The sequence below is a fragment of the Biostraticola tofi genome, assembly GCF_004343195.1.
GTDB lineage: Bacteria > Pseudomonadota > Gammaproteobacteria > Enterobacterales > Enterobacteriaceae > Biostraticola > Biostraticola tofi.
Genome location: NZ_SMCR01000002.1, coordinates 42,022 through 66,420, shown reverse-complemented (window position 1 = coordinate 66,420; position 24,399 = coordinate 42,022). Strand labels below are relative to the sequence as shown.

At 54.7% G+C, this 24,399-nt stretch carries 19 protein-coding genes and 1 pseudogene; 3 read left to right on the top strand and 17 right to left on the bottom strand.

Annotated elements, in window-relative coordinates; translation table 11 throughout:
* Positions 1 to 33: 33 nt before the first annotated feature.
* The 11 genes from EDC52_RS04465 to EDC52_RS04415 all read right to left on the bottom strand — a co-directional run bounded on the left by EDC52_RS04465 (position 34) and on the right by EDC52_RS04415 (position 15,576).
* Entirely contained in the window at positions 34 to 3,768 is a 3,735-nt protein-coding gene (locus EDC52_RS04465; RefSeq protein ID WP_131864150.1) for a filamentous hemagglutinin N-terminal domain-containing protein, read from the bottom strand.
* A 140-nt stretch (positions 3,769 to 3,908) separates the two neighbouring features.
* Positions 3,909 to 5,513, bottom strand: coding sequence for a ShlB/FhaC/HecB family hemolysin secretion/activation protein (locus tag EDC52_RS04460; protein WP_165911657.1), 1,605 nt, complete (start codon positions 5,511 to 5,513; stop codon positions 3,909 to 3,911).
* 618 nt (positions 5,514 to 6,131) lie between these two features.
* Positions 6,132 to 7,568 carry an N-acyl-D-amino-acid deacylase family protein gene (locus EDC52_RS04455; protein ID WP_131864148.1) on the bottom strand — a complete coding sequence of 479 codons (1,437 nt, stop codon included), beginning with the start codon at positions 7,566 to 7,568 and terminating at the stop codon, positions 6,132 to 6,134.
* Positions 7,569 to 7,582: 14 nt separating this feature from the next.
* Positions 7,583 to 8,368 carry an SDR family oxidoreductase gene (locus EDC52_RS04450; protein ID WP_131864147.1) on the bottom strand — a complete coding sequence of 262 codons (786 nt, stop codon included), beginning with the start codon at positions 8,366 to 8,368 and terminating at the stop codon, positions 7,583 to 7,585.
* Positions 8,368 to 9,306 (bottom strand): dihydrodipicolinate synthase family protein, encoded by a 939-nt coding sequence (locus EDC52_RS04445; protein ID WP_131864146.1) that lies wholly within the window; start codon positions 9,304 to 9,306, stop codon positions 8,368 to 8,370. The genes EDC52_RS04450 and EDC52_RS04445 overlap by 1 nt, the downstream gene beginning before the upstream one ends.
* A gap of 13 nt (positions 9,307 to 9,319) precedes the next feature.
* Positions 9,320 to 9,997: a GntR family transcriptional regulator gene (locus EDC52_RS04440; protein ID WP_131864145.1), complete on the bottom strand. Its 678-nt coding sequence runs from the start codon at positions 9,995 to 9,997 to the stop codon at positions 9,320 to 9,322.
* Entirely contained in the window at positions 9,994 to 10,953 is a 960-nt protein-coding gene (locus tag EDC52_RS04435) for a 5-oxoprolinase subunit C family protein (RefSeq protein ID WP_131864144.1), read from the bottom strand. Before EDC52_RS04435 ends, EDC52_RS04440 begins: the two co-directional genes overlap by 4 nt.
* Positions 10,950 to 11,669 (bottom strand): 5-oxoprolinase subunit PxpB, encoded by a 720-nt coding sequence (gene pxpB / locus EDC52_RS04430; RefSeq protein WP_131864143.1) that lies wholly within the window; start codon positions 11,667 to 11,669, stop codon positions 10,950 to 10,952. The genes EDC52_RS04435 and pxpB overlap by 4 nt, the downstream gene beginning before the upstream one ends.
* Positions 11,666 to 12,667, bottom strand: coding sequence for an ABC transporter ATP-binding protein (locus tag EDC52_RS04425; protein WP_131864142.1), 1,002 nt, complete (start codon positions 12,665 to 12,667; stop codon positions 11,666 to 11,668). The genes pxpB and EDC52_RS04425 overlap by 4 nt, the downstream gene beginning before the upstream one ends.
* Entirely contained in the window at positions 12,648 to 14,357 is a 1,710-nt protein-coding gene (locus tag EDC52_RS04420; RefSeq protein ID WP_230467956.1) for an ABC transporter permease subunit, read from the bottom strand. The genes EDC52_RS04425 and EDC52_RS04420 overlap by 20 nt, the downstream gene beginning before the upstream one ends.
* Positions 14,358 to 14,529: 172 nt before the next feature.
* Positions 14,530 to 15,576, bottom strand: coding sequence for an ABC transporter substrate-binding protein (locus tag EDC52_RS04415; protein WP_131864141.1), 1,047 nt, complete (start codon positions 15,574 to 15,576; stop codon positions 14,530 to 14,532).
* A gap of 123 nt (positions 15,577 to 15,699) precedes the next feature.
* On the opposite strand from EDC52_RS04415, the gene EDC52_RS04410 reads away from it, so the two are divergent.
* Together EDC52_RS04410 and EDC52_RS04405 are read left to right on the top strand one after the other, a co-directional pair.
* Positions 15,700 to 16,476 carry a LamB/YcsF family protein gene (locus EDC52_RS04410; RefSeq protein ID WP_131864140.1) on the top strand — a complete coding sequence of 259 codons (777 nt, stop codon included), beginning with the start codon at positions 15,700 to 15,702 and terminating at the stop codon, positions 16,474 to 16,476.
* Positions 16,477 to 16,585: 109 nt separating this feature from the next.
* The gene (locus EDC52_RS04405; RefSeq protein WP_131864139.1) at positions 16,586 to 17,794 is read left to right on the top strand and encodes a pyridoxal phosphate-dependent aminotransferase; all 1,209 of its coding nucleotides are present in this window, start codon (positions 16,586 to 16,588) and stop codon (positions 17,792 to 17,794) included.
* Positions 17,795 to 17,956: 162 nt separating this feature from the next.
* Here the strand turns inward: EDC52_RS04405 and EDC52_RS04400 are convergent, their stop codons facing one another.
* The gene (locus EDC52_RS04400; RefSeq protein ID WP_131864138.1) at positions 17,957 to 18,430 is read right to left on the bottom strand and encodes a hypothetical protein; all 474 of its coding nucleotides are present in this window, start codon (positions 18,428 to 18,430) and stop codon (positions 17,957 to 17,959) included.
* 418 nt (positions 18,431 to 18,848) lie between these two features.
* Here EDC52_RS04400 and EDC52_RS04395 point away from each other — a divergent pair.
* Positions 18,849 to 19,097, top strand: a pseudogene (locus EDC52_RS04395) (pyridoxal-phosphate dependent enzyme); the annotation flags it as partial.
* Between the two features lie 88 nt (positions 19,098 to 19,185).
* Here EDC52_RS04395 and EDC52_RS04390 read toward each other — a convergent pair.
* The 5 genes from EDC52_RS04390 to EDC52_RS04370 all read right to left on the bottom strand — a co-directional run bounded on the left by EDC52_RS04390 (position 19,186) and on the right by EDC52_RS04370 (position 24,363).
* Positions 19,186 to 19,503: a helix-turn-helix domain-containing protein gene (locus tag EDC52_RS04390; RefSeq protein ID WP_131864137.1), complete on the bottom strand. Its 318-nt coding sequence runs from the start codon at positions 19,501 to 19,503 to the stop codon at positions 19,186 to 19,188.
* Between the two features lie 52 nt (positions 19,504 to 19,555).
* The gene (locus EDC52_RS04385) at positions 19,556 to 20,011 is read right to left on the bottom strand and encodes a PTS sugar transporter subunit IIA (protein ID WP_131864136.1); all 456 of its coding nucleotides are present in this window, start codon (positions 20,009 to 20,011) and stop codon (positions 19,556 to 19,558) included.
* Positions 20,008 to 21,390: a PTS galactitol transporter subunit IIC gene (locus EDC52_RS04380; RefSeq protein ID WP_131864135.1), complete on the bottom strand. Its 1,383-nt coding sequence runs from the start codon at positions 21,388 to 21,390 to the stop codon at positions 20,008 to 20,010. The genes EDC52_RS04385 and EDC52_RS04380 overlap by 4 nt, the downstream gene beginning before the upstream one ends.
* 4 nt (positions 21,391 to 21,394) lie before the next feature.
* Positions 21,395 to 21,676, bottom strand: coding sequence for a PTS sugar transporter subunit IIB (locus tag EDC52_RS04375; protein ID WP_131864134.1), 282 nt, complete (start codon positions 21,674 to 21,676; stop codon positions 21,395 to 21,397).
* Between the two features lie 485 nt (positions 21,677 to 22,161).
* A complete protein-coding gene (locus tag EDC52_RS04370) occupies positions 22,162 to 24,363 on the bottom strand; it encodes a TonB-dependent receptor (RefSeq protein WP_131864133.1) in 2,202 nt (733 codons plus the stop codon).
* Positions 24,364 to 24,399: the final 36 nt, after the last annotated feature.

Sequence of the window (24,399 nt, the reverse complement as noted above, 5' to 3'; positions counted from 1 at the left end):
TGCTCACCGACCGCCCCAATCGGCAAAACCCAGCTACACGCCACCAGCGCTGGTTTCTGCTTCCCTCTGGTTGACGTCAGGAGGGGCTATCAGTGTCAGGCCGCCCCCAGCGTTGACGTTTACTCTATTTTCCATCAAATAGGGCATATCGAATCTCAGGTTGCCTTTGACATCAATTTCACCCTGACCGATATCGCTCTGTTTGACAGACAGCATCATATTGCCCTCAGAGATGATGGCACCCTTACCGGTAAGTGATAAGCCCTGTAGCCAAAGCAAGTGGCCGGCTTTTAGCGATCCTTCAGTGTTGATAATGTTAAGCTTAGTTGGCTGTTCATCCGCTCCCAGCGTCAGAGTCCCCGTCGAAGTAAGCAGTCCGTTCTTGTTGTATAACATGCTTTTACAGATGATCGTCAGGTCACCGCTGGCAGTAATTAATCCTTGGGTGTTAAACAGCCTGTCGCTGAGAAGCTTCACTTCTGGAGCAATGATTCCTTGCTCAGGCATTTGAGTGGCGTGGTTGTTAAGCTGAACTGCACTGAGGTTTACTGCTCGGTGAGAGCGGATAAGTCCCATCGCGTTTTCTACCGGGCTGTTCGGCGTGTCAAGCTCAAGCCTGCCTGAGGCGTCCAACGCGCCATGCTGATTATTGAAGCCGGCGCTGGATATTTTTATAGGGCCAAGCGCTCTGACCATACCGCCCCTGTTATCTATCAAATGTTCTGGGGTATTCATTGATATTGACATTTCGCTCTGAATAACCCCTTTTTGATTCAGTAATTCACCTGCCAGAATTTGCAAATTGCCGCCACCACTGATTTGACCGCCCCAGTTGACTATGGGTTGTGATGGTGACAGCGTTTTAAGACTGAACTCTCTATTACCGATGAGCGAACCCTGTTGATTATCGACACGGCTACTGCTAATCGATAAGTCATTATAACTGCGAATATATCCCTTTCTATTATCAAGCGCCCCAAGCATCAGCAACATTTTTCCTGTGCTTTTTATTCCATTAATTTGGCTTTGGTCGTCGTTTGCACCCTCAGCGCAGTTGATCAGTGCTTGACCTTGGGTGTTAATTTCAAGCGCGCCGGTAGACTGGATGAGCCCATCGCTGTTATCCAATGTGCGAGTGCGCATAGATAAGTCTCCCTTAAACGCGCCAAAGATTCCTTTTCGGTTATGCAATTGATCCGCTTGGAGTAAAATACCGTGTTCTGAGGTTATTCTGCCGTAGGTGTTATATATATCTCCTGACTGTATTGTGATGAGATCACGGCTGATAATACCGCCATACTGAGCATTATCCCGACTGCTTATTGGGCTGCCGCGAGTATTAATGATTAAGGCTTTTCCCGATTTTATCAACCCGTTATCATTCTCCAACAGACCACTCTCCAGGCATAAAACCCCTTGGCTAATGATCCCACCCTGTTTAGCATTTTGTCGGTTAGTGATCGGGTGACCCATGGTATTAATTATTATTTGCTCTCCAGCCCTTAACAGTCCTTGATCATTATCTAAAAAACTACTGTTAATATTCAAGTGGCGGCTGGCGTCAATGATACCCTCTCGGTTGATAAGTGGCCTGTCACCGGTAATCAACACTGTTCTGCCCGCTATCATACCCTGGCGATTAGTTGCATTAGCACTGACTGAAACGTTATGTTTTTCAAGCAATGGATAATCGACAGCGACTGTTCCTGATGGGGAAGAAATCATTCCATATCGGTTATCCAATAACTGAAGGCTTCTGATATTCAAATCCCCCTTTTCTGTGTACAGAAACCCGGATTGATTATTGAGAATCTTACCATGCAGGAATATATCACCCTGGGATAGCATTACACCTTGGTTATTATTTAACTCTTGATTAAAATGGATGCGCATATCTTCGCTACCATGTTGGGTCATACGGCCCTTACGGTGATTGAATTTGTTCGCTTTTAGCATAATATTACTGGCGTCTATCGTAGCGCCATCGAACATCAGGTCATTGCCGGTCACTGTTAGCAAGCCATTGGAGGTAATTTTTGCATCCTTGAAATCAGCTTCGTTGGTATATATTCTGAGGCTCCCGGTTCCAGTATGGGTAATTTTACCTTTTTGGCTATTCAGCAAATGGCTATTTATCGATAGTGTTTCTCCGTCAGACTTAAGACTTCCATTTACATTGTCAAAGCTATCAAAACCCGCCAGCACCCATTCTTCATCGCCTGTATGAATTATACTTCCATGGCGATTCGATATATTAGGTGCAGCAAAGGAAATGGCATGACCGGTCAAGGTTCCATTATCATTGTTAACTTCAACGTCGCTAAGGACAGATAAATTTTTGATGGCTCGAACTTGCGTTGCTGCAGTTGATAATGTTCCCTGCCCGGTGTCCAGTGTTACATTCTGAGCCTGAACTTCACCGCCTCTGGCTGATATCCCATTTGCCTTCATCGCCACATCTCCGGCTGCCAGTATGAGGCCGCGGGCAGAAATAACGCCTGACGTTTCAACCAAGATATTACCCTCTGCCGCTGGAAGCCCACCGCGGCCAATCCCCGCTATCATGATAGCGCCTTGGTCAAGGTTAAGATTGGCAGCATTTATCCGTATGTGCTTACCAGAAGTAATACTATTACGGTTAACAAAATCGTTGCCGCTGGCCAGCATGACATCGTTTTCTGACAGCAGCGTTCCGCTGTTCAGGATCTCAGCCTGGGAAGACACGATAAGATCGCCGGTACTCTTCAGGGTGCCACTGTTCTCTATACGGCCTTCAGACGTCAGGATTAGCGCACCGGAGTGGGCGGCGATCTCGCCGTTCAGAGAAAATCCATTACTGACTCCGACGCCTTGCCTGGTGCCCCTTAGCCTGATTTTACCGGCATACATACCTCCCAGGTCGGACACATCCAGCCCCCAGTCCGGGCCAGTCCCATTATCGCCAGTGAGCGTATGATGGTGTTCATGCAGAGCATCTACCCGATTCCGACCGCTCGTCACTTTTAGATCATTCGCCCACAGGGCGGCATTGATAGTGACGCTGCGCGCGATGATATCGGTATAATCTTGAGCAGAAGATAGCCATCCATCACCCTGAATTGCAATATTCCCCTTCTCTACCTGATAACCCGATAACATCCCCTCGGTGAACAGCGTTCGCCCGGTGGTAAGCGTGGCCCGGTGCGCATTGATAAATTCGCAGCCATCACAGGTAATTCCGCTGGGATTGGCGATGATGACCTGGGCTTTCTGACCGACAACTTCTATATGACCGTTGAGCCTGCTTGGATCAGAGGAGTGGACTTCATTCAAAATGATATCGGCTGCCCCGTTCGCCAAGTGGGGATTGCCATTAATATGCAGACCTTGCTGGGTCTTGGCCGGGAGGTATGAATTATTGAGGACAGCACCGCGGTTATCAATATCAAATTGACTATACATGTTGCGTGAAACGCCGCCAGGCCCAGGGGTTTGAATATCAATCTGTGGCGTTCCGCTGTCGCTGCTGATAATGTTGGGCTGATTTTCTGGCGGGGAGGTCATATCACCCACTATCTGGGCATTGACGCTAGGGATAATGCTATTCAGCACGCAAAACATGCCTATCCCCCATAATCTGAAAGCCGAATGGCCGTGACCGAATATTTTTTTCAACCCTATTTCACCACCTAGGTCCAGATTATGACCTTTTCTCCCGTCACTGCCCTTATTCCCCCTCAAGAGGGAAAATTTAATTTTGTCGATAATGCGATATTGATGCTTATTCACGAATGAGTTTCCTTACTCTAAACGAAAAAAATGCCCTACATGTAAAAGGGAAGCAAAATAATATGATGCCCGCGTATTAATGGTGCTAATTGAGCATGAAATGGCATGCCTGACATTGCAGGTTTACGGTAATCATTGAGTTAATATTGCCAGTTGAGGCTAAAGCCGCTTGTGAAATCGTCTGTCTTAAAACCGTCAGGCTTAACATAAGGAACCCCGGCAAAAAGATCATAGCCTGTGTTGAGCCATCGTCCTTTTAAGCCGACAACGCCCCCAGCCAGCGCCTGAGTAGGCGAAATCCCAACGTTATTTCCCCTGACTTCACCGTAATCAATGCCCACATAGAGTGCCTGATCACTGAAAGGGGTACGCCAGGTTAGACTGTTGCGTATATACCAGCCGCTATCGGCCATCAAGCTGTGTTCTCCGTCAAAGCCGCGGACGGTCCAGCGATTGCCGATCGAAAACTTTTCAGGTGGCGTCAGTGGGGCAGCACTGAACTGTTGCCGATAGTTGAAGCCGTAGTGCCAGCCCTGGCGGAGTAGATGGAAAGGAATGTCCAGCTGTAGGGAAAGGTCAAAATACCGGCTTTTCGCTGTCCCTTGGCCGAATGCTTCCTCTGCTGCCGGTAGAGCGCCGAACCATCGGGTGCCTTGGTGATAGCTGATACCTGAGTCAATCATGGCACGGGGAAAATAATGGCGGCGAGTCAGCGTCAGGCGCCAACCTGCGACGCGCCTGCGCTGCACGTCGATCCGTTGATCATTGGCAAAGAAATCAGACTGTCCCGCAAGCACAGCATAGCTCAACGTTGTTTTCTGGTCGCGGTTGCGGTCTAGAACCCGGCTTACCTGGAACGCCAGATTGCTCATCTTGCCGCGGTAATGAATAAGTTGATTTGCGGCGCTAAGCCGGTGACGATAACGGACTTGGCTGGCGGTGATCGCCAAAGCCCAGTAGCCAAAAGGTGCTGAATAATGAGCCGTAACGCCGCTATTGGCTTTACCACTGCGCGCATCCAGCCCTGAGCTGGCTGACATATAAGCGGAATCAGCCACCCTTAGAGGGTTATTCACAGAGAACAGCAGGGCTCCCTGGTAGCGTCCGGTGGACTGAGATCCGGCATCATTAAGCATCGCGCCCACTCGCCAGCCGCGCGATTGTTTCCAGCGTAGGTAAATATCGCTTTCTCCGAGCCTATCACCCGGCGCCAATTCCATACTGGCAGCCATGCCCGGCAAACGCTGAAGGTTCTCCAGACCTTGCTCAATGTCCCTTAGGCTAAGCAGCTGCCCTTCATTCAGGCATAACGTGTTGCTTAGCCTGATAGTGCGATCGCTATCAGGCGTAAAGTGGATATGCCTTAAGGTGCCAGGTATGATCGTTAACGTCAGTCGACCGGTGGTCAGATCCTGGGGTGCCACCACCACGCGGGTGGTGATGAAGCCATGCGCTATCAGCTTGTTTTGCAGGTCATTCATCAGCATGCTGATACCTCGACTGCCGAGACAGTGACCCGCTGCCTGGGAAGCGTAACGTTTTAATGACAGCCAGCGGGGCAGCTTTTCGCTGCCATCAAGCACCACCTGATCAATATCGACACAGGGGCTTTCCAAGGGAGAATGCAGCTGATGCCAACCGGACGCCGGCACTAACAGCCCACTCCCACGGTCTGGTGACAAGAGTATTTTTTCAAGCGCCTGCTGTTGCTGCCGATGGGGGTTGATAACACTGCCTTGATTCATGTTGGTCCAAAAATCAGCTTGCAGAGGAAACTTGCTGGCTGCGGCATGCGTCTTTAGACCATGATTCATCTCCAGCAAGAGACAAACGAGAGATATTCTGGTGATTCCTACAACACTCAGGCGCATATTAATATCTCGCTTGACAGGACGTAAAAGTGAACCACAACAGTTGATTATTTATCATTATGTCCGCCGGACTTCAGGACGCAGGCATTCTCCGCTATGATCATTCGATATAAATTAGCGTTGAATTGGATACAATTTATTTCCAGTAGATATGAAAAATAATTTTTTATTTATCAATTTAAATATCTTAGATAAGTTATTTAATTCACTTTATCATTAAAATAATTTAATTTAATAAATGCACTGTTATTCTATAATTCCAACCCTAGATTAATATTCATAATTGATTATTTCAATAACGAATCTTCATCCCTTAAAGGTTTATATTGATGGAAAGAATAACGATAAGCTTTATTAAAAACAAGGCGACGGAATCGGTTCTGCCTCAATTGGCAGGAAAAAGACATTTCCCGCGAAGCGTTGAAAACCGGGCCGCCTGGAACGGCCCGGTAGAGGATAAGCAGCTCATAGCCTTCAGCTATCGGCGTGAATTTATTGCCGACTGCGTCGAATCACCTTGCCGGCGGCGGCCTGTCTGATATCGCCATCAGCATAGGCCAGCCGGCCATTCACCCAGACCTTCTCAATACCCGCTGCCCGAGTGCGTGGTTCGGCGAAGCTGGCGCTGTCCAGAATGGACGCAGGATTGAACAGCACCATATCAGCATAGCAACCGGGCGCAATTCTTCCCCGATCCTGGATACCCAGTTCGGCTGCCGGCAGCCCGCTCATCTTCCTTACCGCAATGTGTAGGGGGAACAGCCCCAACTCACGACCATAATGTCCGAGTACGCGCGGGAAAGTGCCCCACTGACGAGGGTGGGGATGCTCGTCGTGCGGCATGCCGTCGGAACCAATCATCGTCGGTGGAAATGCCAGAATGCGCTGCACGTCCTGTTCATCCATCATGAAATAAATGGCCCCGGCCGGCATCAGCTTTTCTGCCGCCTGCTCATCACTGATATGCCAGTCAACGGCGATCTCGGCCAGCGTCCGGCCGGCCTGCTCCGGATGCGGCGTGGACCAGCTGACCAGCACTTTGGCCGCTCGAGCGATAAAGGCCGGGTTCAGCGTGGTGGAAGAAGCATTGTACGGGTAACAGTCCAGCGATACCGGCTGCCGGGCCATCGCCTGGCTTATCGCCGCCAGTGTCTGCACTGAGCGGCCGTGGTTATTGACCCCGGCCAGCTTGTGATGGGAAATCACCACTCTCACCCCTAAGCGCCGCCCGATGGCAAAGGTTTCTTCCAGCGAATCGATTACCGCCTCGGCTTCATTACGCATATGGGTAACGTAAATCGCCCCATAGCGCGCCAGCGGTTGGGCTACCGACACGATCTCGTCGATATCCGCGGCGCTGGCCGGTGGATAGAAGGTGCCGGTAGAAAAACCGAATGCCCCGGCGGCCAGCGAGTCCTCAAGCATGGCGCGCATTTCGTCACGCTCCCCCTGGCTGGCGCTGCGGGCCAGATCCTTGCCCATTACGCTTGCACGAAGGGTAGTATGGCCCACCATACAGGCAGCGTTAACCGCAATACCCTGCTGCTCCAGCTCGGCCAGATAATCCGCAAACGCGGGAAAACGCAGCCAGCCCGGGGCGGCAATCAAATCCAGCGGTGCCGGAATATCGGTCAGGCGTGCCGGCGCCAGGCTGAGTCCGCAGTTGCCGGTAATGACGGTGGTCACCCCCTGGGAAAGCTTGGCGGTCATCAGACCAGGCATCAGCAATGCCCGGTCGTCATGGGTATGGACGTCGATAAATCCCGGTGCCAGACTTAATCCTCTGGCGTCTATCTCCACGGCATCCGGCTGCGGCGCCACCTCGCCCACCTGGACGATACGGTCGCCGGCCAGGGCCACATCGGCAATGAACGGCGGTTGTCCGCCGCCGTCAAAAACCTCGGCCTGGCGAATAATAGTGTCTATCATCTGGCCTCCCGGCATCAGAGAGCGGGGATCAACCCGCCGTCAATGCGCAGCACGGCGCCGGTAATATAAGCAGCCTGCTGGCTGGCGAGAAAGGCCGCTGCCGCACCATACTCCTGGGGATCACCATAGCGACCAACGGGAATTGAGGCGATGCTGTTGGCTTTTACCTGTTCTTGGCTACTGCCTTCGCGGCCTGCCCGTGCGGCATCCAGTTGTCCGACGCGATCGGTCGCGATGCGGCCCGGCACCAGGATATTGGCGGTAATCCCCTGGGAAGCCACTTCGCCGGCGAGCGTTTTAGACCAGCCCAGCAGCGCCAGGCGCAAAGTATTGGAGATGCCCAGATTAGCAATCGGTGCTTCGACGCCAGAGGAGGTACTGGTGATGATGCGCCCCCAGCCGGCAGCCCGCATATCGGGCAGTACCTGGTCGGTCAACTGGATAAGCGAACTGACCATGGTATTGAACTGCTGTTGCCACACAGCGGGAGCCACTCCGGCAGCGGTTGACGGCGGCGGTCCGCCGGAATTATTGACCAGAATGCCTATCGGGCCGGCATGGCGGCGAATATCATGCAATACGCTATCAAACTCGTCCGGCCGGGCCAGATCGAGCGTCCAGGCCTGGGCTTTTCCCCTTTGGCGTTCAATCAGCTGCACGGTCTGGTCCAGCTTTTCCCGGCTGCGCCCGGTTACCGCCACCGTCACGCCTTCGGCGGCCAGCGCCAGCGCCATAGCGCGCCCCAGACCGCTGCCTGCGCCGCACACCAGCGCCACTTTACCGGCTATCTGCAGATCCATCAGTTCACTCCTCTGTCGGTTAATCGTTGTTCAAGCCGGCTCATCAGCCCGGTCAGCTCTGCCAAATCGATGCTGTCCAATACCGGACCGGGCTGACGCACCGCCGCGCTGCTAATTACCCCTCGGCGACGCAGCGCTTCCTTTCGCAGTCCCAGGCCAATGCCGTACTGGAATTCATGGCGCAGCAGCGGCAGATAGCAATCAAAAATATCTTCGCCACGTTCAGGGTCGCCTTGCGCGTAAGCCTGGCAGACCTGCACCAGCATCTCCGGCCAGGCAAAGCCGGTCATTGCGCCGTCGGCCCCGCGAGCCAGCTCCTGCGGCAGAAATAAACCGCCATTGCCGACCAGGATGCTGATGCGCCGCAGTCCCTGTTCCAGACTCTGGCTGCGTACCTGGCTGAGTTTGCGCATGCCCGGCAGATCTTCATGCTTTAGCATCACTACCTGAGGCAGCGCCTCGATAAGGCGGAGGATCACCGGCACCGAGGTATAGACGCCGGTAGCCTGGGGAAAATCCTGCAGGCAGATAGGCACATCCTTGCCCAGCAGACCGGCGACATTGAGAAAATACTGTTCTACCTGAGGGTCGGTTTTCAGGTTGGCGCCCGGTGCCAGCATTACGCCGGCGGCGCCCAGTTCCATCGCCGTTTTGCCGAGCCGCTCCACATGGCGATGGGAGGCATGACTGACCCCGACCACCACCGGCACCCGGCCGTTGACTCTGGCGAGCACCCGCTGCATAAATTGCAGCGACTCTTCATCGGTCAGCTTGGGCGCTTCGCCCATCATGCCGAGGATGGTGATGCCGCTGACGCCTTTCTCCAGATAGAAGTCGGTCAGGCTGTCAGCGCTCGCCAGATCCAGTTCGCCATTGTCGGTAAATGGCGTTGCCGAGATGATGTAAACGCCGCTGGCCTTCTCATTAAGCTTGTTCATTCACTGCATTCCCTCAGATTGCGGTAAACCGCGCCACGATGCTGGCGCGGGCCTGGGTAATATGGTGTTCCATGGACTGGCGGGCGCCGCTGGCGTCGCCGACCCTGATTCGCTCCATCAAGGCGATATGCTCCTGGCAGCCGGGCTCGAAACGCGCCACAGTGCCGTTCTGGTCAAAACTGCGCGCTTTGATCCGCAGATCGAAAATCATGCTTTCCAACATGGCATTGCCGCAATGGGCGGCAATGGTCAGGTGCACCAGATTATCGATACGATGGTTTTCCACAGCAGAAAAATCCTGGGCCAGGCGGTGTGCCTGCAGCGCTGCGATCACCGCATCGGCTTGCTCCGGCGGCATCCGGCCGGCGGCGACATAGGCCGCTTCGCCCTCTAGCAGAATACGTAACTGCAGGATCTCCAGATATTCCCGCAGAGTCGGCTCTTTAATCATCAGTTGCCCGCGCCCCACCCGGCAGGCGAAACCGCCGCCCACCAGCCGGCTGAACGCTTCGCGCAGTGGTGTGCGGGACACGCCCATCGCTGATGCCAGCGTTCTCTCCTGCAGCGGCACATTGGTGGGAATGCGGCCCAGTTGGATCATTTCCAGCAAGCGGCGATAGGTTTCCTCGGTCAGATCAGGCACCGGGGTATCAAGAAAAATACTGTCAGAGCCGGGTAATTTATCAGTCATAGCCAGTTCACTTGAGTTGATTGGATACGGTCGAGGCAGGCGGCCATGCCTGCCTGGAGTTGACGCCAGCGCGCCGCGCCCTGCTCTGGCGTTACCGCGCGAAACGTCAGTCCCTGTCCGGGACGCATCTGACCCAGACGGGGAAGATCGGCGCCGATAAGGGTCGCGATTTTGGGATAGCCGCCGGTGGTCTGCCGATCGTGCAATGCAATGATCGGTTGCCCATTGCCGGGAACCTGGATACTGCCGGGTACCACCGCATCGGATACCATATCGGCGCCGTTAAGATGGCCCAGCGCCGCACCGGCGAGGCGGTAGCCCATGCGGTCGGCCATGGCGCTGATGCGATACCGGCTATGATAAAAGGTCGCCAGGGCGGTCGGGGTAAAAGCTTCCTGCTGCGGACCGGGCACCACCGCCAGCGGACCGGTCGGGTAGAGCCGGTCGAGCAGTCGGTGCGGACAGTGCCGCTGTCCGCAGCCGTTGTCCTCGCCAAGTATTAGCAGGTCGTTTTTGGCCAGAGCCCGACCCTGAAAGCCACCCAGCCCGGCCCGGGTAAAGGTCGCCCGACTGCCCAGCACCAGCGGAACATCAATGCCGCCGGCAAATGCCAGATAGGCGCGCAGGCCCGTTCTGACGGGCCCCAGGGTCAATTCGCTGCCGGCTTTTAGACGATGGCCGGTCCAGGCGGGCAACGGCCGGCCATCAACCTTCGCCTCCATCGCCCCGCCCAGGCACAACAGGCAATCGCCGCCAGTCACTCGGAAACGTCCCCCCAGGGCGGTCAGTTCCAGCGCTGCCGCCGTCGGTCCATTACCCACTACCTGGTTTGCCAGCCTGAACGCGATGGCATCCATCGGCCCGGACGCCGGCACGCCGGCATGGCCATAGCCAGGTCGGCCGATATCCTGAACGGTAGTAAAAAAACCTGGCGACAGCACCTGCAATTGAGTCATGACGCCTTCTCCGCCTCGGGAAGCCAGCGGGGATTGGCGCAGATCGGCTCCAGACGCCGGAACGCCTCCAGGCTTATCGGTTCAAAAATGATGGCATCTCCGGCCTGGAACAGAAAAGCCGGCTGCCGCGCAGGACTGAACGAACGCCAGGGAGTACGGCCAATCAGATGCCAGCCGCTGGGGCCCGCCACGGAACTTATCGCCGTCTGCTGACCACCGATATTAATGCTGCTGGCCGGCGTCATGGCGCGCGGAGAACTGCGCCGCGGCGTATGCAGCGCCGCCGGCAGCCCCCCCAGATAGGCAAAGCCCGGCATGAAACCCACCATAAACACCCGATAAACTGCGCCACAGTGCAGGGCGATGGCTTGTTCAGCAGACAGTTGATGCTCCGCTGCCAGCGAAGACAGATCTTCGCCGCAGCTGCCGCCGTAGCATACCGGCACTCGCCAGCAGCGCGATGGCGCCGATGACAGCGCCAGATGATGCAGGCGATCGCCGCAGGCTCGGCAAAGGTCGGTCAGTTCAATCAACAGCGGATCAAACTGCAGCGTCAATGAACGATAGGTCGGGATAATGTCCTGCACACCATCAATATCGGCAACCGCCGCCGCCAGCGCCTGAACCCTGGCATTCAGCCGGTCATCAATCACCGCGCCGAATTCAATCAATAGCGCCTGGTCGCCTACCGGCACGAAGCGGGGATAGCTGTTCACGTCGTATCCGAAAAGGTCATGGCATCAGCGTCCTGGTATCCGAAGTCAATTCTGCTGCCCGGCTGGCGCAATGCTGGCGGTAAATCCACCGGTGCATAGGCCACCAGCTGCTGTCCCTGATGATCAATCAGCAGTTTCCAGTGCAGGCCGCAGAAGGTGGCCATCCGCAATTCGCCCTGATAGCGACGCTCAGCCTGCTGGCTGGCGGCACCGACCAGCAGGTGCTCCGGTCGCACGCCAACCGTGGCGCTGCCGTTACCGGCGACAAAATTGCATTCGCCCAGGAATCCGGCGACAAAACGGCTGTCCGGCTGGCGATACAGGTTTTGCGGCGCGCCTTCCCCAACAATCTGGCCCTGGTCCATGATGATGATACGATCCGATAGGTTCATGGCCTCCTCCTGATCATGGGTGACGAAAACCACGGTCAGGCCCAGCTCCTGGTGCAACTGTTTGATCTGGATCTGGATCGTCTGACGCAGGTTTTTATCCAGCGCACCCAGCGGTTCATCCATCAGCAGAATATCAGGATTAAACACCAGCGACCGCGCCAGGGCAGCGCGCTGCTGCTGACCGCCGGAAAGCTCGCCCGGCAGCCGGCGGCGATAGTCGCCCAGGCTCACCAGCGCCAGTGCATCGCCTACCCGTCGGTCAATGTCTTCTTTGGCAAGCTTACGCATCCTTAACGGAAAGGCCACGTTCTCAAATACCGACATATGGGGAAACAGGGCGTAGTTCTGGAACACCATGCCGATATTACGATCGGCGATAGGCTGGCGGGTCACGTTGCGACCGGCAATCTGGACGCTGCCGCTGTCCGGCATTTCAAAACCGGCGATGATCTTCAAAATGGTGGTTTTACCGGAACCCGATGCGCCGAGCAGGGTGCAGAACTCGCCGCGCCTCACCGCCAGATCAATCTGCGGCAGCGCGACGGTAGGCCCGTAAGTCTTGCGAATAGCGGTCAGGGTGACGTCTTTACCTTGCAGTTGCTGCATATTTGCCTCCGTTACGTTTAATCAGGCCCTGGGCTAGCAGAATGCCCGCCGTGGCGGCGATAAGCACACAGGAAGCGGAAATCACCGTTGGGTCAAAATCGAACGCCAGTCCTTCATACATCAGTTTGGGTAGCGTCCGGTTGCGGATCGTGGTCAGGAACAGGGACATCACGACATCGTCAAAGGAGGTGACGAAGGCAAACACCGCCCCACCCACCATGCCGGGCACCAGCGCTGGCAGCATCACCCGCCGGAACATTTGCCAGCCGCTGGCGCCCAGGCTGTATGCCGCCAGCTCCAGGCTGGGGTCGAAGCCTTTCAGCGCGGCGCGCAAGGTAATGTAGGTATAAGGCGTTGCCAGCACCGTGTGGCCGAGGATCAGCGCCACCGAGTTATTAATAAGACCCAGCGGGCCGCACAGGTAATAAAGCGAAACGGCGGTAATGATCGCCGGCACCGACATCGGAATGATAAACAGCGTTTCCAGCCAGCTTTTGCGCGGCGAACGCAGCTTATGGATACCCATGGCGGCGGTGGCGCCCAGCACCATCGACAGCAGGGTAACCATAAGTCCGATGCGTACGCTTTCACCCAGTGCCGCTGTCCATTTACGATCGCTGAAGAAGTTGGCATACCAGCGCACGCCATACTCGGCCGGCGGAAAGGTCGGGAAATTGGCGGTGCCGAAACTCATCGGAATGACGATAAGGATCGGCAGGATCAGAAACAGCGCCACCAGAATACCCGCCGCCACCGTAATGCGCCCGCCGCTGCTGCGCTGGGTGACCACCACCGATTGACTGCCTTTGCCTGATGAACCGGCCATCAGCTTATCCAGCCCGAACAGGCGGTTAAACAGCCACAGCGACAGCAGGGTGGTCAGCAGCAGCACCAGGCCGAGTGCGGCGGCGATGCTCCAGTTCAGTTCATCGGTAATATTGTGGGAAATCAGTTCGGCGATCATCCGCTGGCCCGGACCGCCCATCAGTGAAGGTGTGATGTAGTAACCGACGGCGTTCATAAAGACAATGATCGCGCCGGCCACCGCGCCGGGCCGGGTCAGCGGCAAAATGATCCGGGTGAAAATACTGAGTGAATCTGCACCCAGGCTCTGAGCAGCCTGTAAAAGCGTGCTGTCCATCGAACGAAATGAGGAATACAGCGGCAGCACCACAAAAGGCATCAGCACATGGATCATGCCGATCAATACACCGGTGAAGTTATACAGGAAGGCGATCGGTTGTTCGGTAATGTGGCTGCTCATCAGCAGGGAATTGACCACGCCATTTTGCTGCAGCAGGGCTATCCAGGCGGTGGTGCGCACCAGTGCGCTGGACCAAAAAGGCAGTAGCACCGCGAAGAACAGCAATTTAGCCGTCCCGGGCCGCACCGATGCCATCAGCCAGGCCAGCGGATAACTCATGACGATGCAGCCCACCGTGACCGACAGCGCGATGACAAAGGTATTTTGCAGCACGATGCGATAAATCGGCGTATCCCACAAGTGCAGGAAATTATCCAGGCTGAACTGGCCCTGAACATAAAACCCCTGTTTTAACAGCCCAATCAGCGGCCAGACAAAAAACAGCAGCAAAAACAGCAGTAGCGGCAGCGTCGCCACCATTGCCGGCCCGGGTTTTCGCCAACGCCCCTGCTGGGCCGGGTTATCAGTCAATGCAGATACCGCCATAACACACTCCGTTATCACCGGGGGCTTATCGCTACCTTTCCCCCTTACTGCGTTGGCATCGCAGCGGTCATCGGCCGCGATGCATACTGCCCGCTCGACTGTTATCGAGCGGTGTTTAACCATGCCGCGGCCAATGCCGGAACCTGCCGGCACAGGTGCGGTAATTCAGCGGTTATTGGGCGCGAACCTGGTTATAGCGTTCGATAATGGCCTGGCCATTGCGGTCCCACCAGTCCGCATTCATGAACAGGGTGTTCTGCAGACGCTGCGGTGTGGAAGGCAGCCGTTCCAATCGGGCCGGATCGATATACTGCATCGCCGCTTCGGTGGTCGGACCGTAGGCAATATATTTGCTGAACTCGGCTTGATGCTCCGGGGAAGCGATATAGTTAAGCAGTTTCAGGGCACCCTCACGGTTATTGGCCCCTTTAACCAACGCAAAATAGCCGACCTGGGCGATGGAATTATCCCAGGACATGGCGATTTTCACCCCTGAATCGATTCCGGACTGAAAGCGGCCATTCCATCCCAGCGCCATCACCACTTCACCGCTCGCCAGGGCTTGGACCGGTTCAGCGCCGTTTTTCCACCACTTGGCGACATAGGGTTTTATTTTTTTGATTTGGTTCATCGCCCGATCCACCCCTTCCGGGGTATCCAACGTTTTATAGACATCTTCCGGCTTGACGCCGTCGGCAATGAGCGCCGCTTCAATAACAGTCGCCGGCTCATCCTGCAGCGTCCGTTTGCCGGGGAATTTTTTAATATCCCAGAAATCGGCAAAATTCTTCGGCTGGGGTTTACCGTCGGGATAGCTTGTCAGCGAGAAGCCTATCAGTGTCGAAAATATTTCCGAAGGAACGCCATAGTCATTACGGGCTGCCGGGATAATGTGCTGTTGATCAACCATCTGCGGGGTAATCTTTTCAAATACGCCAAGCTTGATGCCCCTCGCCAGACGAGCGCTGTTTTCGGTGACCACATCCCACGCCACCGTTTTGGTGTCCTGCATCGCCTTGAGCTTGCTGACCTGAGGATCGGTATCCTCCACTACCTCGACGCCGGTTTCCTTACTGAAAGGCGTTAACCAGGCTTGGCGAATGGCATCCTGGTAGGCGCCGCCCCAGCTGGCGAAATACAGCTCGTCTGCAGCGGCGTTAACACTGCTTAGACTCAACAGGCCAAAGGCCAGATACCCTGCTTTGATTAATGGCTTCATCAGGTCACTCTCTCCAGGTTAATCGTTAGGTCTGCTCTCACTTTTGATGGCATTGGCGATAAAGACCTCATTTGGCATTCGCATTGCATGCATTGGGTATACCAAGTGTGTCATGGAGGTTTCATGCAAGAAGTAGACCTGAATTCAGATCTGGGTGAAAGTTTTGGGCATTTTACCGTCGGCGATGACCAGGCGATGCTGAAACTGGTGTCATCGGCCAACGTAGCCTGTGGCTTTCACGGCGGCGATGCGCTGGTGATGCACCAGACAGTCATGGCCGCCAAAGCGCGTGGGGTGGATGTCGGCGCCCATCCCGGATTTATGGACTTATGGGGCTTTGGTCGCCGCACCATTACCGGCGATAGCCCTGGCGATTTAGGGCGGATAGTGGTCTACCAACTGGGCGCCATGCAGGCCATCGCACGAACCTGTGGCCATGCCATGACCCATGTGAAACTGCACGGCGCCATGGCCACCCAGGCCTTTACCGATGCCGCAATGTCAGCGGCGATAGTTGCCGCTATCCGCGCCGTGGACCGGAATCTGATACTGGTCTGCACCCCTCACAATGAGACCGAGCGTGCCGCTCGCCAGGCCGGGCTTAGGGTAGCCTGCGAAGCCTTTGCCGATCGCAACTACGGGGAAAACGGCCTCACCCTGCCTCGCCACCAGCCGGACGCGGTAATCCATGACCCGGAACGGGCGGCGCATCGCGCCCTGCAGATGATTGATGAGCAGGCCATTCGCACCCAGGGCGGTGTAAAAATCCCGATGCCTATCCATACGCTTTGCGTCCATGGCGACAATCCGGTCGGCGTCGCTATTGCCCAAAAACTGCGCCAACGCCTGACAGCGGCGGGCGTAACCATAAAGCCGATCAGCCAGCTCAGCGGCTTCTGAGGTTAGCGGGACATGCGCTCGGCGCACTCCGTCAGCACAAAATCTGCGCATCACTGGTGCAGAACTGCACCAGCAGCAGGCAATCCATTGAGCACGATAAGAGAACACTATGTCAGCAGAATTCATCGCCCCGCGCCTGAAGCGCGTTCGTCCTTCACCTACGGCGGCAGTCGCCGACCGGGTCCGCGCTTTGCAGCTGCAGGGGATCGCCGTCATCAGCCTGGGCCAGGGGGAGCTCGATTTCGATACCCCTGACTATATCAAGCAGGCCGGAATAGAGGCTATCCAGCACGGCGAGACCAAATACACGGCGGTAGGCGGCAGCGCGGCGCTTAAATCGGCCATTATCGGCAAATTCAGCCGTGATAATGACCTGGTCTACCGACCTGAAGAAATCATTGCCGGCACCGGCGCCAAACAGTTGATTTTCAATGCCCTGCTGGCCACGCTCAGCGAAGGTCAGCAAGTGATTATCCCGGCCCCCTACTGGGTATCTTATCCCGATATGGTTGCTCTGGCCGACGGTAAGGCAATTACCGTGCCTTGCCTGGAGCAGGACGGCTGGAAGCTGACCCCCGCGGCGCTGAAGGCCGCTATCACCCCCAAGACCCGCTGGCTGATACTTAACTCGCCCAGCAATCCGACCGGCGCCCTTTATAGCCGTCAGGAGCTGGAGGCGCTGGCGGCGGTGCTGCTTGACGCGCCACAGGTGCTGGTGCTGGCGGATGATATCTATGAACCCCTTTGCTATGACGGCGAGGTATTCGCCACTCTGGCCCAGGCAGAGCCGTTGCTTAAGCAGCGCACCCTGACGGTCAACGGTCTGTCCAAGAGTTTCTCGATGACCGGCTGGCGGCTGGGTTATGCCGGCGGTCCAGCCTGGCTTATCGGCGCGATGGAGATATTGCAGTCCCAAAGCACCTCTAACCCTAGCACCATCTCCCAGGCGGCCGGCATTGCCGCCCTAAAGCAACCCGCGCCCTTTCTGCCCGGTTGGTTAATGCAGTTAACCAACCGACGGCGGCGGGTGATGTCTTTGATTGAACAGGTAGCAGGACTGAGCGCAGCCACTCCACCGGCTGCGTTTTATATATTCGTTAACTGTAAGGACCTGATTGGCAAAAGGACCGCTGGAGGGAAGTTGATTGACAGTGACCAGGCATTGGCTGATTACCTGGTTGAGCAGGGCCAGGTGGCGACCTTGCCCGGCTCGGCGTTTGGCATGCCAGGTTATCTGCGTATTGCCTACGCCATAGACGATCAGCTGTTGGATATCGCCTGCCAACGTATTGCCGAAGCCTGCCGGGCTTTGAAATAAGCATTCTAACCGGACAAAGCTATTTTCCCCGCACTTCACTTTTATGGGTGCGGTGATATTATAAAATTGACGATCTGCATTTGAAATAACCAGGGAAAAAACCAGCAGATTAATCTCTGCAGTGTCATTTTTAGCCAGAAATATCAACGTGAGGGGGTAACTTTATTTACCCAGCCCAAAATTATAAACAGGGAGCCTTTTGTTAGAAATAAATACATAATTGGCCGCGCGAGGAGGACGATTAAATTGGTTATTATCCGGTGGAATCAAAGAAGTATTTATGTCATTGGACTTATACGGCATGGCCTCGGCTGAAGGATATTGAAGACACGAGATTGCCACCAGCGCTATCATCAAAGGCTTTAGCTGTAATTTTCCCCTGCCACCCTGCCCGTTCTCGCCTACAGATGCCGGCTGGTCGCTGTCTATGGTGAGTACTGAGGAAGAAACACTCGATAGAGTCATCGGCAGACCCGGATTTACACCTGTCCTGTAACAAGAAAATTTGCGGTAGGAGTCATTATTATTCAATAGTAACTGCGGTCTTGATCCGCCACAGTTGTTCAGAACTTTACCATGAGGGTTGTTTTGATTTCTCCGAGTATGTTGGAGCGAGACTAAATTTATATTGGGCATAATCATTCCTACGTTTCATTTAACCAGATGGCTACCACATGAAATTGCAGTGAGAATAACCTAGCATGAGAAGGTTATGAATAAATTTAAACTTACTTATCCGTTTCCTTTTGGTTAATAAAGTTGAAATCTTTAAAAATTTTATTTATTTTAGTCTGACAAATAATTTCTCTTAATTATCAGCGTTTGCAATAACTTATCGATAATAATTTTTTAAAACAGCATTTTTGATGATGCCCCGGCGCACGGCATGACTTAGCAAGCCTGGCCGAAGCTGCCGGTTAAGGATATCCATGCTTAATTCACCCATTAGCTTTCTTTTCGGCCAACTTAAGAACATCGGCAAAAGATTAAATGAAAGCCGGTAAACCGTGTCGCCGACACAGTTAATGGCCGTGCATTATTTGATATTGGCCACCTGCCCGATGATCGGCAGCCCGCCTCTGACTATCTTATCGGCCATACGCCGGTTTCGGAACTGACCCGGCTGGACACCGGTCCGTGCCGCCTGTTCCTTAAACTTGAGAACCAGAACCCGGGCGGATCAATCAAGGACCGGGTGGCGTTATCGATGATGAACACGCTGAACGGCAGGGCCAATTGGCCCCAGGCGGTACCCTTATCGAAGCGACCGCTGGCAATACCGCACCAGGACTGGCGGCAGTGGGTGCTAACTCAGAATTGGCGGACAAATTGGCTTACCAGCAAAATGCCATCGGCGGTTTGCATCAATCAGCGCTGGCGGCTTACGTTATTCAGGGCTGGTGGTCGGTTTTCTTGAATCGGGCCTGGGTCATTTCCGCCGGTGCCGGAGGATCCATCGCCTCCACCGCTTTTTGCAATTCGGCCAAGGCAAATTTGAGGGAGGCGATTTCCTGCTGCAGCGCCTGTACTTCAAGTGTGGTGCGATTGGCCTTGGGAAAGGCGTCAAGCACGTCATCCTCATGGAACATACGTACCTGACGATTATTAAGCGTCACCAGTTGATATTTCAAACGGCCGCTATTGATGGCGTTATACACCGTCTTCCGGCTGACCATTGCAATTTCAATTACCTGGCTTATGCGTAACATTCTCTTCCTCTAACGCTTTCACTCCACCGTTGGAGGTTATTCTGTTTCCATTCTAGCGGGTGGAAACAGAATCAGTGAACGTTTTTGCTATCTGTTCAGGGGTATATTGGCTGATTTTGTTAACCTGCTCAAGACTGCCCAGCAGACCAAACAGCGATTGGATGATGGCCACTTTTTCGCAACCGGGATCAATGGCCATCAATACGACAATCGCCGGCTTGACCCTTGCATCAGGTTCATCGGTACGATGAAACTCCACCCCAGCCCGATTGATGGCGATGGCAAAGCCGGTCTGGTTGACGTGTTCATACTCGGTATGAGGAATGGCAATACTGTGGGTTTCCATATCGATCCCGGTGGGGTATTCAGCTTCCCGCGTCAATACCCCTGCCAGGAAACTGTCCTTTACCAGTCCATCCTGGCGCAGACTGTTGGCCAGCAGCACCAGTAGTTCATCGCGCTCGCCGGCATGTTCGACGATAAACACTCTATCCGCGCTGAACATCATGATTTTTCCCCTGTTTCGGCGACGACGATGTGGCTTTCCTGTACCAGCTGCAGATTTTCCTGAACGATTTTACGGCGATTCCATAGGGCCAGTAGCAAGCTGCCGAGCGTTACCACCCCAATGCCGATCGCTTTCAAATCAAAGCCCTGGATAATCGCCCACGGCAGCATAGCGCCGGCATAGTCAACGCTACTGATACTGGATGCTCCATTGGGTAAAGAGAAGCCGGTGCTGACCGCTGTACTGGTGACGATTGGCGCCAGGCTGGTACCGATAAGCAGCGCCAGGCTCAATGTCAGCAGGCCGGTGAGCAAGGTACGGAACATATCTCCCCGGCAGACTGCCGTGACCAGCACAAAAGCGAACGGCAGGCCGGTAAGCGATGCAAAAGGCAGGAACTGGTTACCCGGAATGATGGCCGCCAGAATAAGCATAATCGGGATCATCAGCATAGACACCGACAGCGTCACCGGGTGACCCACGCTTACCGCTGAGTCCAGACCGATTGAGATCTGGCCGAAAGAACCGGCCCGGGACTGGGCGATTTCCTGTATCCGTTCGCTGATAGGATATACCCCTTCCATCAGCATTTTGGCCATGCGCGGGATAATGGTCATCACTGCGGCCATGGTGATGGCGGTCTGCAGTATGGTCTTCACATCGACGCCGGCGATAATGGCAAGGATGGCGCCGATAATGGCTCCCAGCGAAGCAGGGTCGCCCAGGATCGACAGGTGGCGCTGAATAACTTCAGTATCGATCTTGATATCGCGCACATAGGGAATGCGATCGACAATGGCGTTCACCAGCCAGGCGGCCGGTACAAAGGAAACCGAGAAACCATGGGGAACAGCGATACCCGGCAGGCTGAGGTATTTTTCCACATCCTTACTGGTCCGATCGGCGATGACCATGGTAATGACGCAGTTCAGACCGGCGGCAAACACCCCGAGCCACAAGTTGTCGGTCAGGATTGCCACCAGCGAGCCGGTAAAGGCATGATGCCACAGGTTCCAGATATCGACATTCAATATGCGGGTGGTCTTGGTGTACAGCATCAGCACATTGATCGCGACGCAGACCGGGATGACCAGCGCCCCAACGCGGGTACCCATCGCTACCGCCGCCGCGGCGGGCCAGCCCACATCCAGCACCGTCAGGTTCAGGCCGAAGCGCTCAACGATCGCATGGCTGACCGGCGTCAGCGAATCGATCATCAGGTTTACCGTGATGCTTAAGCCGATAAAGCCGATACCAACCATCAAGCCGGCTTTGATCGCCTTGGAAATGGACAGGCGCAGGGCCAGACCGAGAATGATGAATATCAGCGGCATCATCACCGATGCGCCGGTACTGACGATATAGTCAATGACGAACATAGGCTCAGCCCTCAGCGAGAATCAGCTCTTTAACGCTATTGAACACTTTGTCTGTGCCCATACCCGTCAGCAGCGGCAGTGCGTTAATCACTGGAAAAGGCACTTTGACGGGTGACGTTGAAACAATAAAGTCCAGGTCGCTGCGGGTGGTGGCTTCCGCTACCGTGCCCTGGGAGATGCGAACCTTGTCCAGCAGATTTTCGCTTATCAGAAAGGCTTCGATTTTTTTCAGCGCTACGGTACTGGTCGCCACACCTGCACCGCAGCAGATCATCATATGTTTCATGGTATTTATCCCTGGTGAAGAAGTGTGATGATTACAGCATGTTCAAAAGAGGTGAAATGTGATCAATGTGTAATTTTACACACAATAAGTGGAGATGAAGGGCTGACGCTAAATAAGTTTTGATTTATTGACTGATAAATAAGGATTTTATAGGAAAGGCTTTTTATCGTGAATGACAATAACTAAATAGTGGTGTGTAACAATCTACAATGACAAGTCGATTATTCCATTGTAAAAATGTGGCGTGGCGTGGCGTGGCGTGGCGTGGCGTGGCGTGGCGTGGCGTGGCGTGGCGTGGCGTGGCAGGTATCAAATTAAGAGATTGGATTCGTATCAAGCTTTCCTGTTCCTTTTTAAAACTCCTTTTAGAGTTCCTTTTTAAAGTTCCTTTTACGATTAATGATGCTGGCCGACGGGCATCCTTTCCCGTCATCCAACCTGGTATTACCGCGCTTATCGCTGCCATGCCAAGTTTCGGGTCACGCTTAGAAATCGTAGGACATCGAGACTTTCAGGGTGCGTGGTTCGCCGCGGAAAATATAGGTGCCGTTATCTTCGACGCCGGACCAGTATTCCTCGTTGGTCACGTTATCAACCCCCACACGCCAGACCATCTCGTTCTGGGCCTGATTGACCCGCATGCGGTATCGCGCGCCCAGATCCAGGGTGGTGTAGTTATCAAGCTTTTTAGTATTGGCCGCATTGGCATATTGTGAACCGGTGTGGTTCAGTCTCGCCGTGGCGGTCAGCCCTTCCACCGCCTTGATATCGTATTCCGCACCGAGTACCGCATAAAAGCTGGACACGCCGATAGCATCATTGCCGTCATTGGCGCCATCCTTGGTTTTGGTCAGCTCAGGATCTAGCCAGGTGGTGCTGGCATTCAGACGCAGGCCCAGCACCGGCTCGCCAAACACATTCAGTTCCACGCCGCGGTTACGCTGCTCGCCATCCAGTCCATAACGGCCGGAAACCGTATTTTGCACCGCAGAAGGCTTTTTGATTTCAAACAGCGACAGGGTACCGCCGATACGGCCGAAGTCAGCCTTTACACCCACTTCATTCTGCTTGGAATGGGCGATACCGGTAGTCTGGCCATAGTTGGCGGAATTTTTGGGCGCTACGCTGCCAGGCTGCAGGGCTTCAGTGTGGTTGGCATACAGTGAGATTTCGGTCCAGGGCTTGTACACCACGCCATAGGTCGGCATCCAGCGGCTTTGGGTATAACGGGATTCGGTATCTTCCGCGCCGGTAGCATTACTGTAGTTACGCACCACCACTTTCTGATGACGGGCGGCCACGGTAAACAGCAACTGATCATCGAGCACGCCCAGGGTGTCGCTCAATAACCAGCCCTGGGTACGGGAACGGCTGGTGGTCAGCGGATCCAGGTAGTTACCACCAGGATAATCAGCATCTGGGATAGCGACCTCATGATTATCATAAATATTGGTGGTTGGACTGGCGGTGGTCATACGCCACGCCGTATCTTCACGCTTGGTCAGCGCTGAGTATCCGACGTTGACTTTGTGAGAGACAAAGCCGGTATTGAATTGTCCGCGTACGCCGGCCATGCCGCTGAACGCGTCACTGATACGGTTGGTATCCAGTCGGCCGATGGTGGCATCACCGCTGCGGTCAATCAGCTTGGGTGAGCTGTAAATGCCGGTTTCGTGGGAGTGCTGTGCGCCGATACCCGCATAGCCGGTCCAGTTGTCGGTCAGATCATACTCGGCGCGGGCCAGGCCGAACTCGTTTTCAATATCGCTGTAGCCCCACTTCTGGCCATAGTTATCGGTGTTATGGGGCACGTCAGGAATAAAATCCACCCCGCTGATATTGACGCCCATGGCACCGCCATGGAAAGTTTTCTTTTGATAACCGGCATCCAGTGAAGTACGCAGTTTATCGCCGCGGTAATCCAGGCCGATAGAGGCAAGGGTAGTACGGCGCTTATCGTTATCTATGGCGGCTTCGCCTTCACGGTGCACCAGGTTGGTACGTACGCCGAACTGGTTGTTATCACCAAACCGACGGCCGGCATCCAGGGTCACGCCGACCTGGGATGAAGAGGTATAATCCAGCCCAAGCGTGGTGTTGGGTGCATCCTGGGCATGTTTCGGCTCAAGGTTTATCATGCCGCCGACACCGGAGGTCGCTGCGCCGTTAACCAGTGAGTTAGCGCCTTTGAAGATTTCTACGCGGTCGATCATCGCGGTATCCACCACCTGGCGCGGCAGTACGCCGGCCAGTCCGCCGATGGTCATGTCATCCCCATCCAGCTTAAAGCCACGGATACGGTAAGTTTCGGCATAGTTACCAAAACCCTGCACCGCCTGAACGCCGGCATCATTCCTTACGATATCGGCAATGGTCTTGGCCTGCTGATCCTGGACCATTTTTGAGGTATAGCCGATAACGTTAAAAGGAACGTCCATCGCTTTCTGCTCGCCCAGCATGCCCAAGCGCCCACCATGCGCAATCTGACCATCCAGATAGGCCGGAACCAACGCATCGCCGCCGGGAGTGAATTCACTGCCCGGTGTGGCCTGCACCACCATTGTCTCTTCCTGAGCTGGATTTTTTGTTTCAGCGCCAGCGGCATGCGCCGAATGCGCGATGGCACCAATAGCCAATGCCAACAGAGTCTTGCGTAATGGTCTTTGTGTAGTCTTGAGGTTATACATAGTCAGCTCAAACAAGTGGACGAGTTAATGATCAAT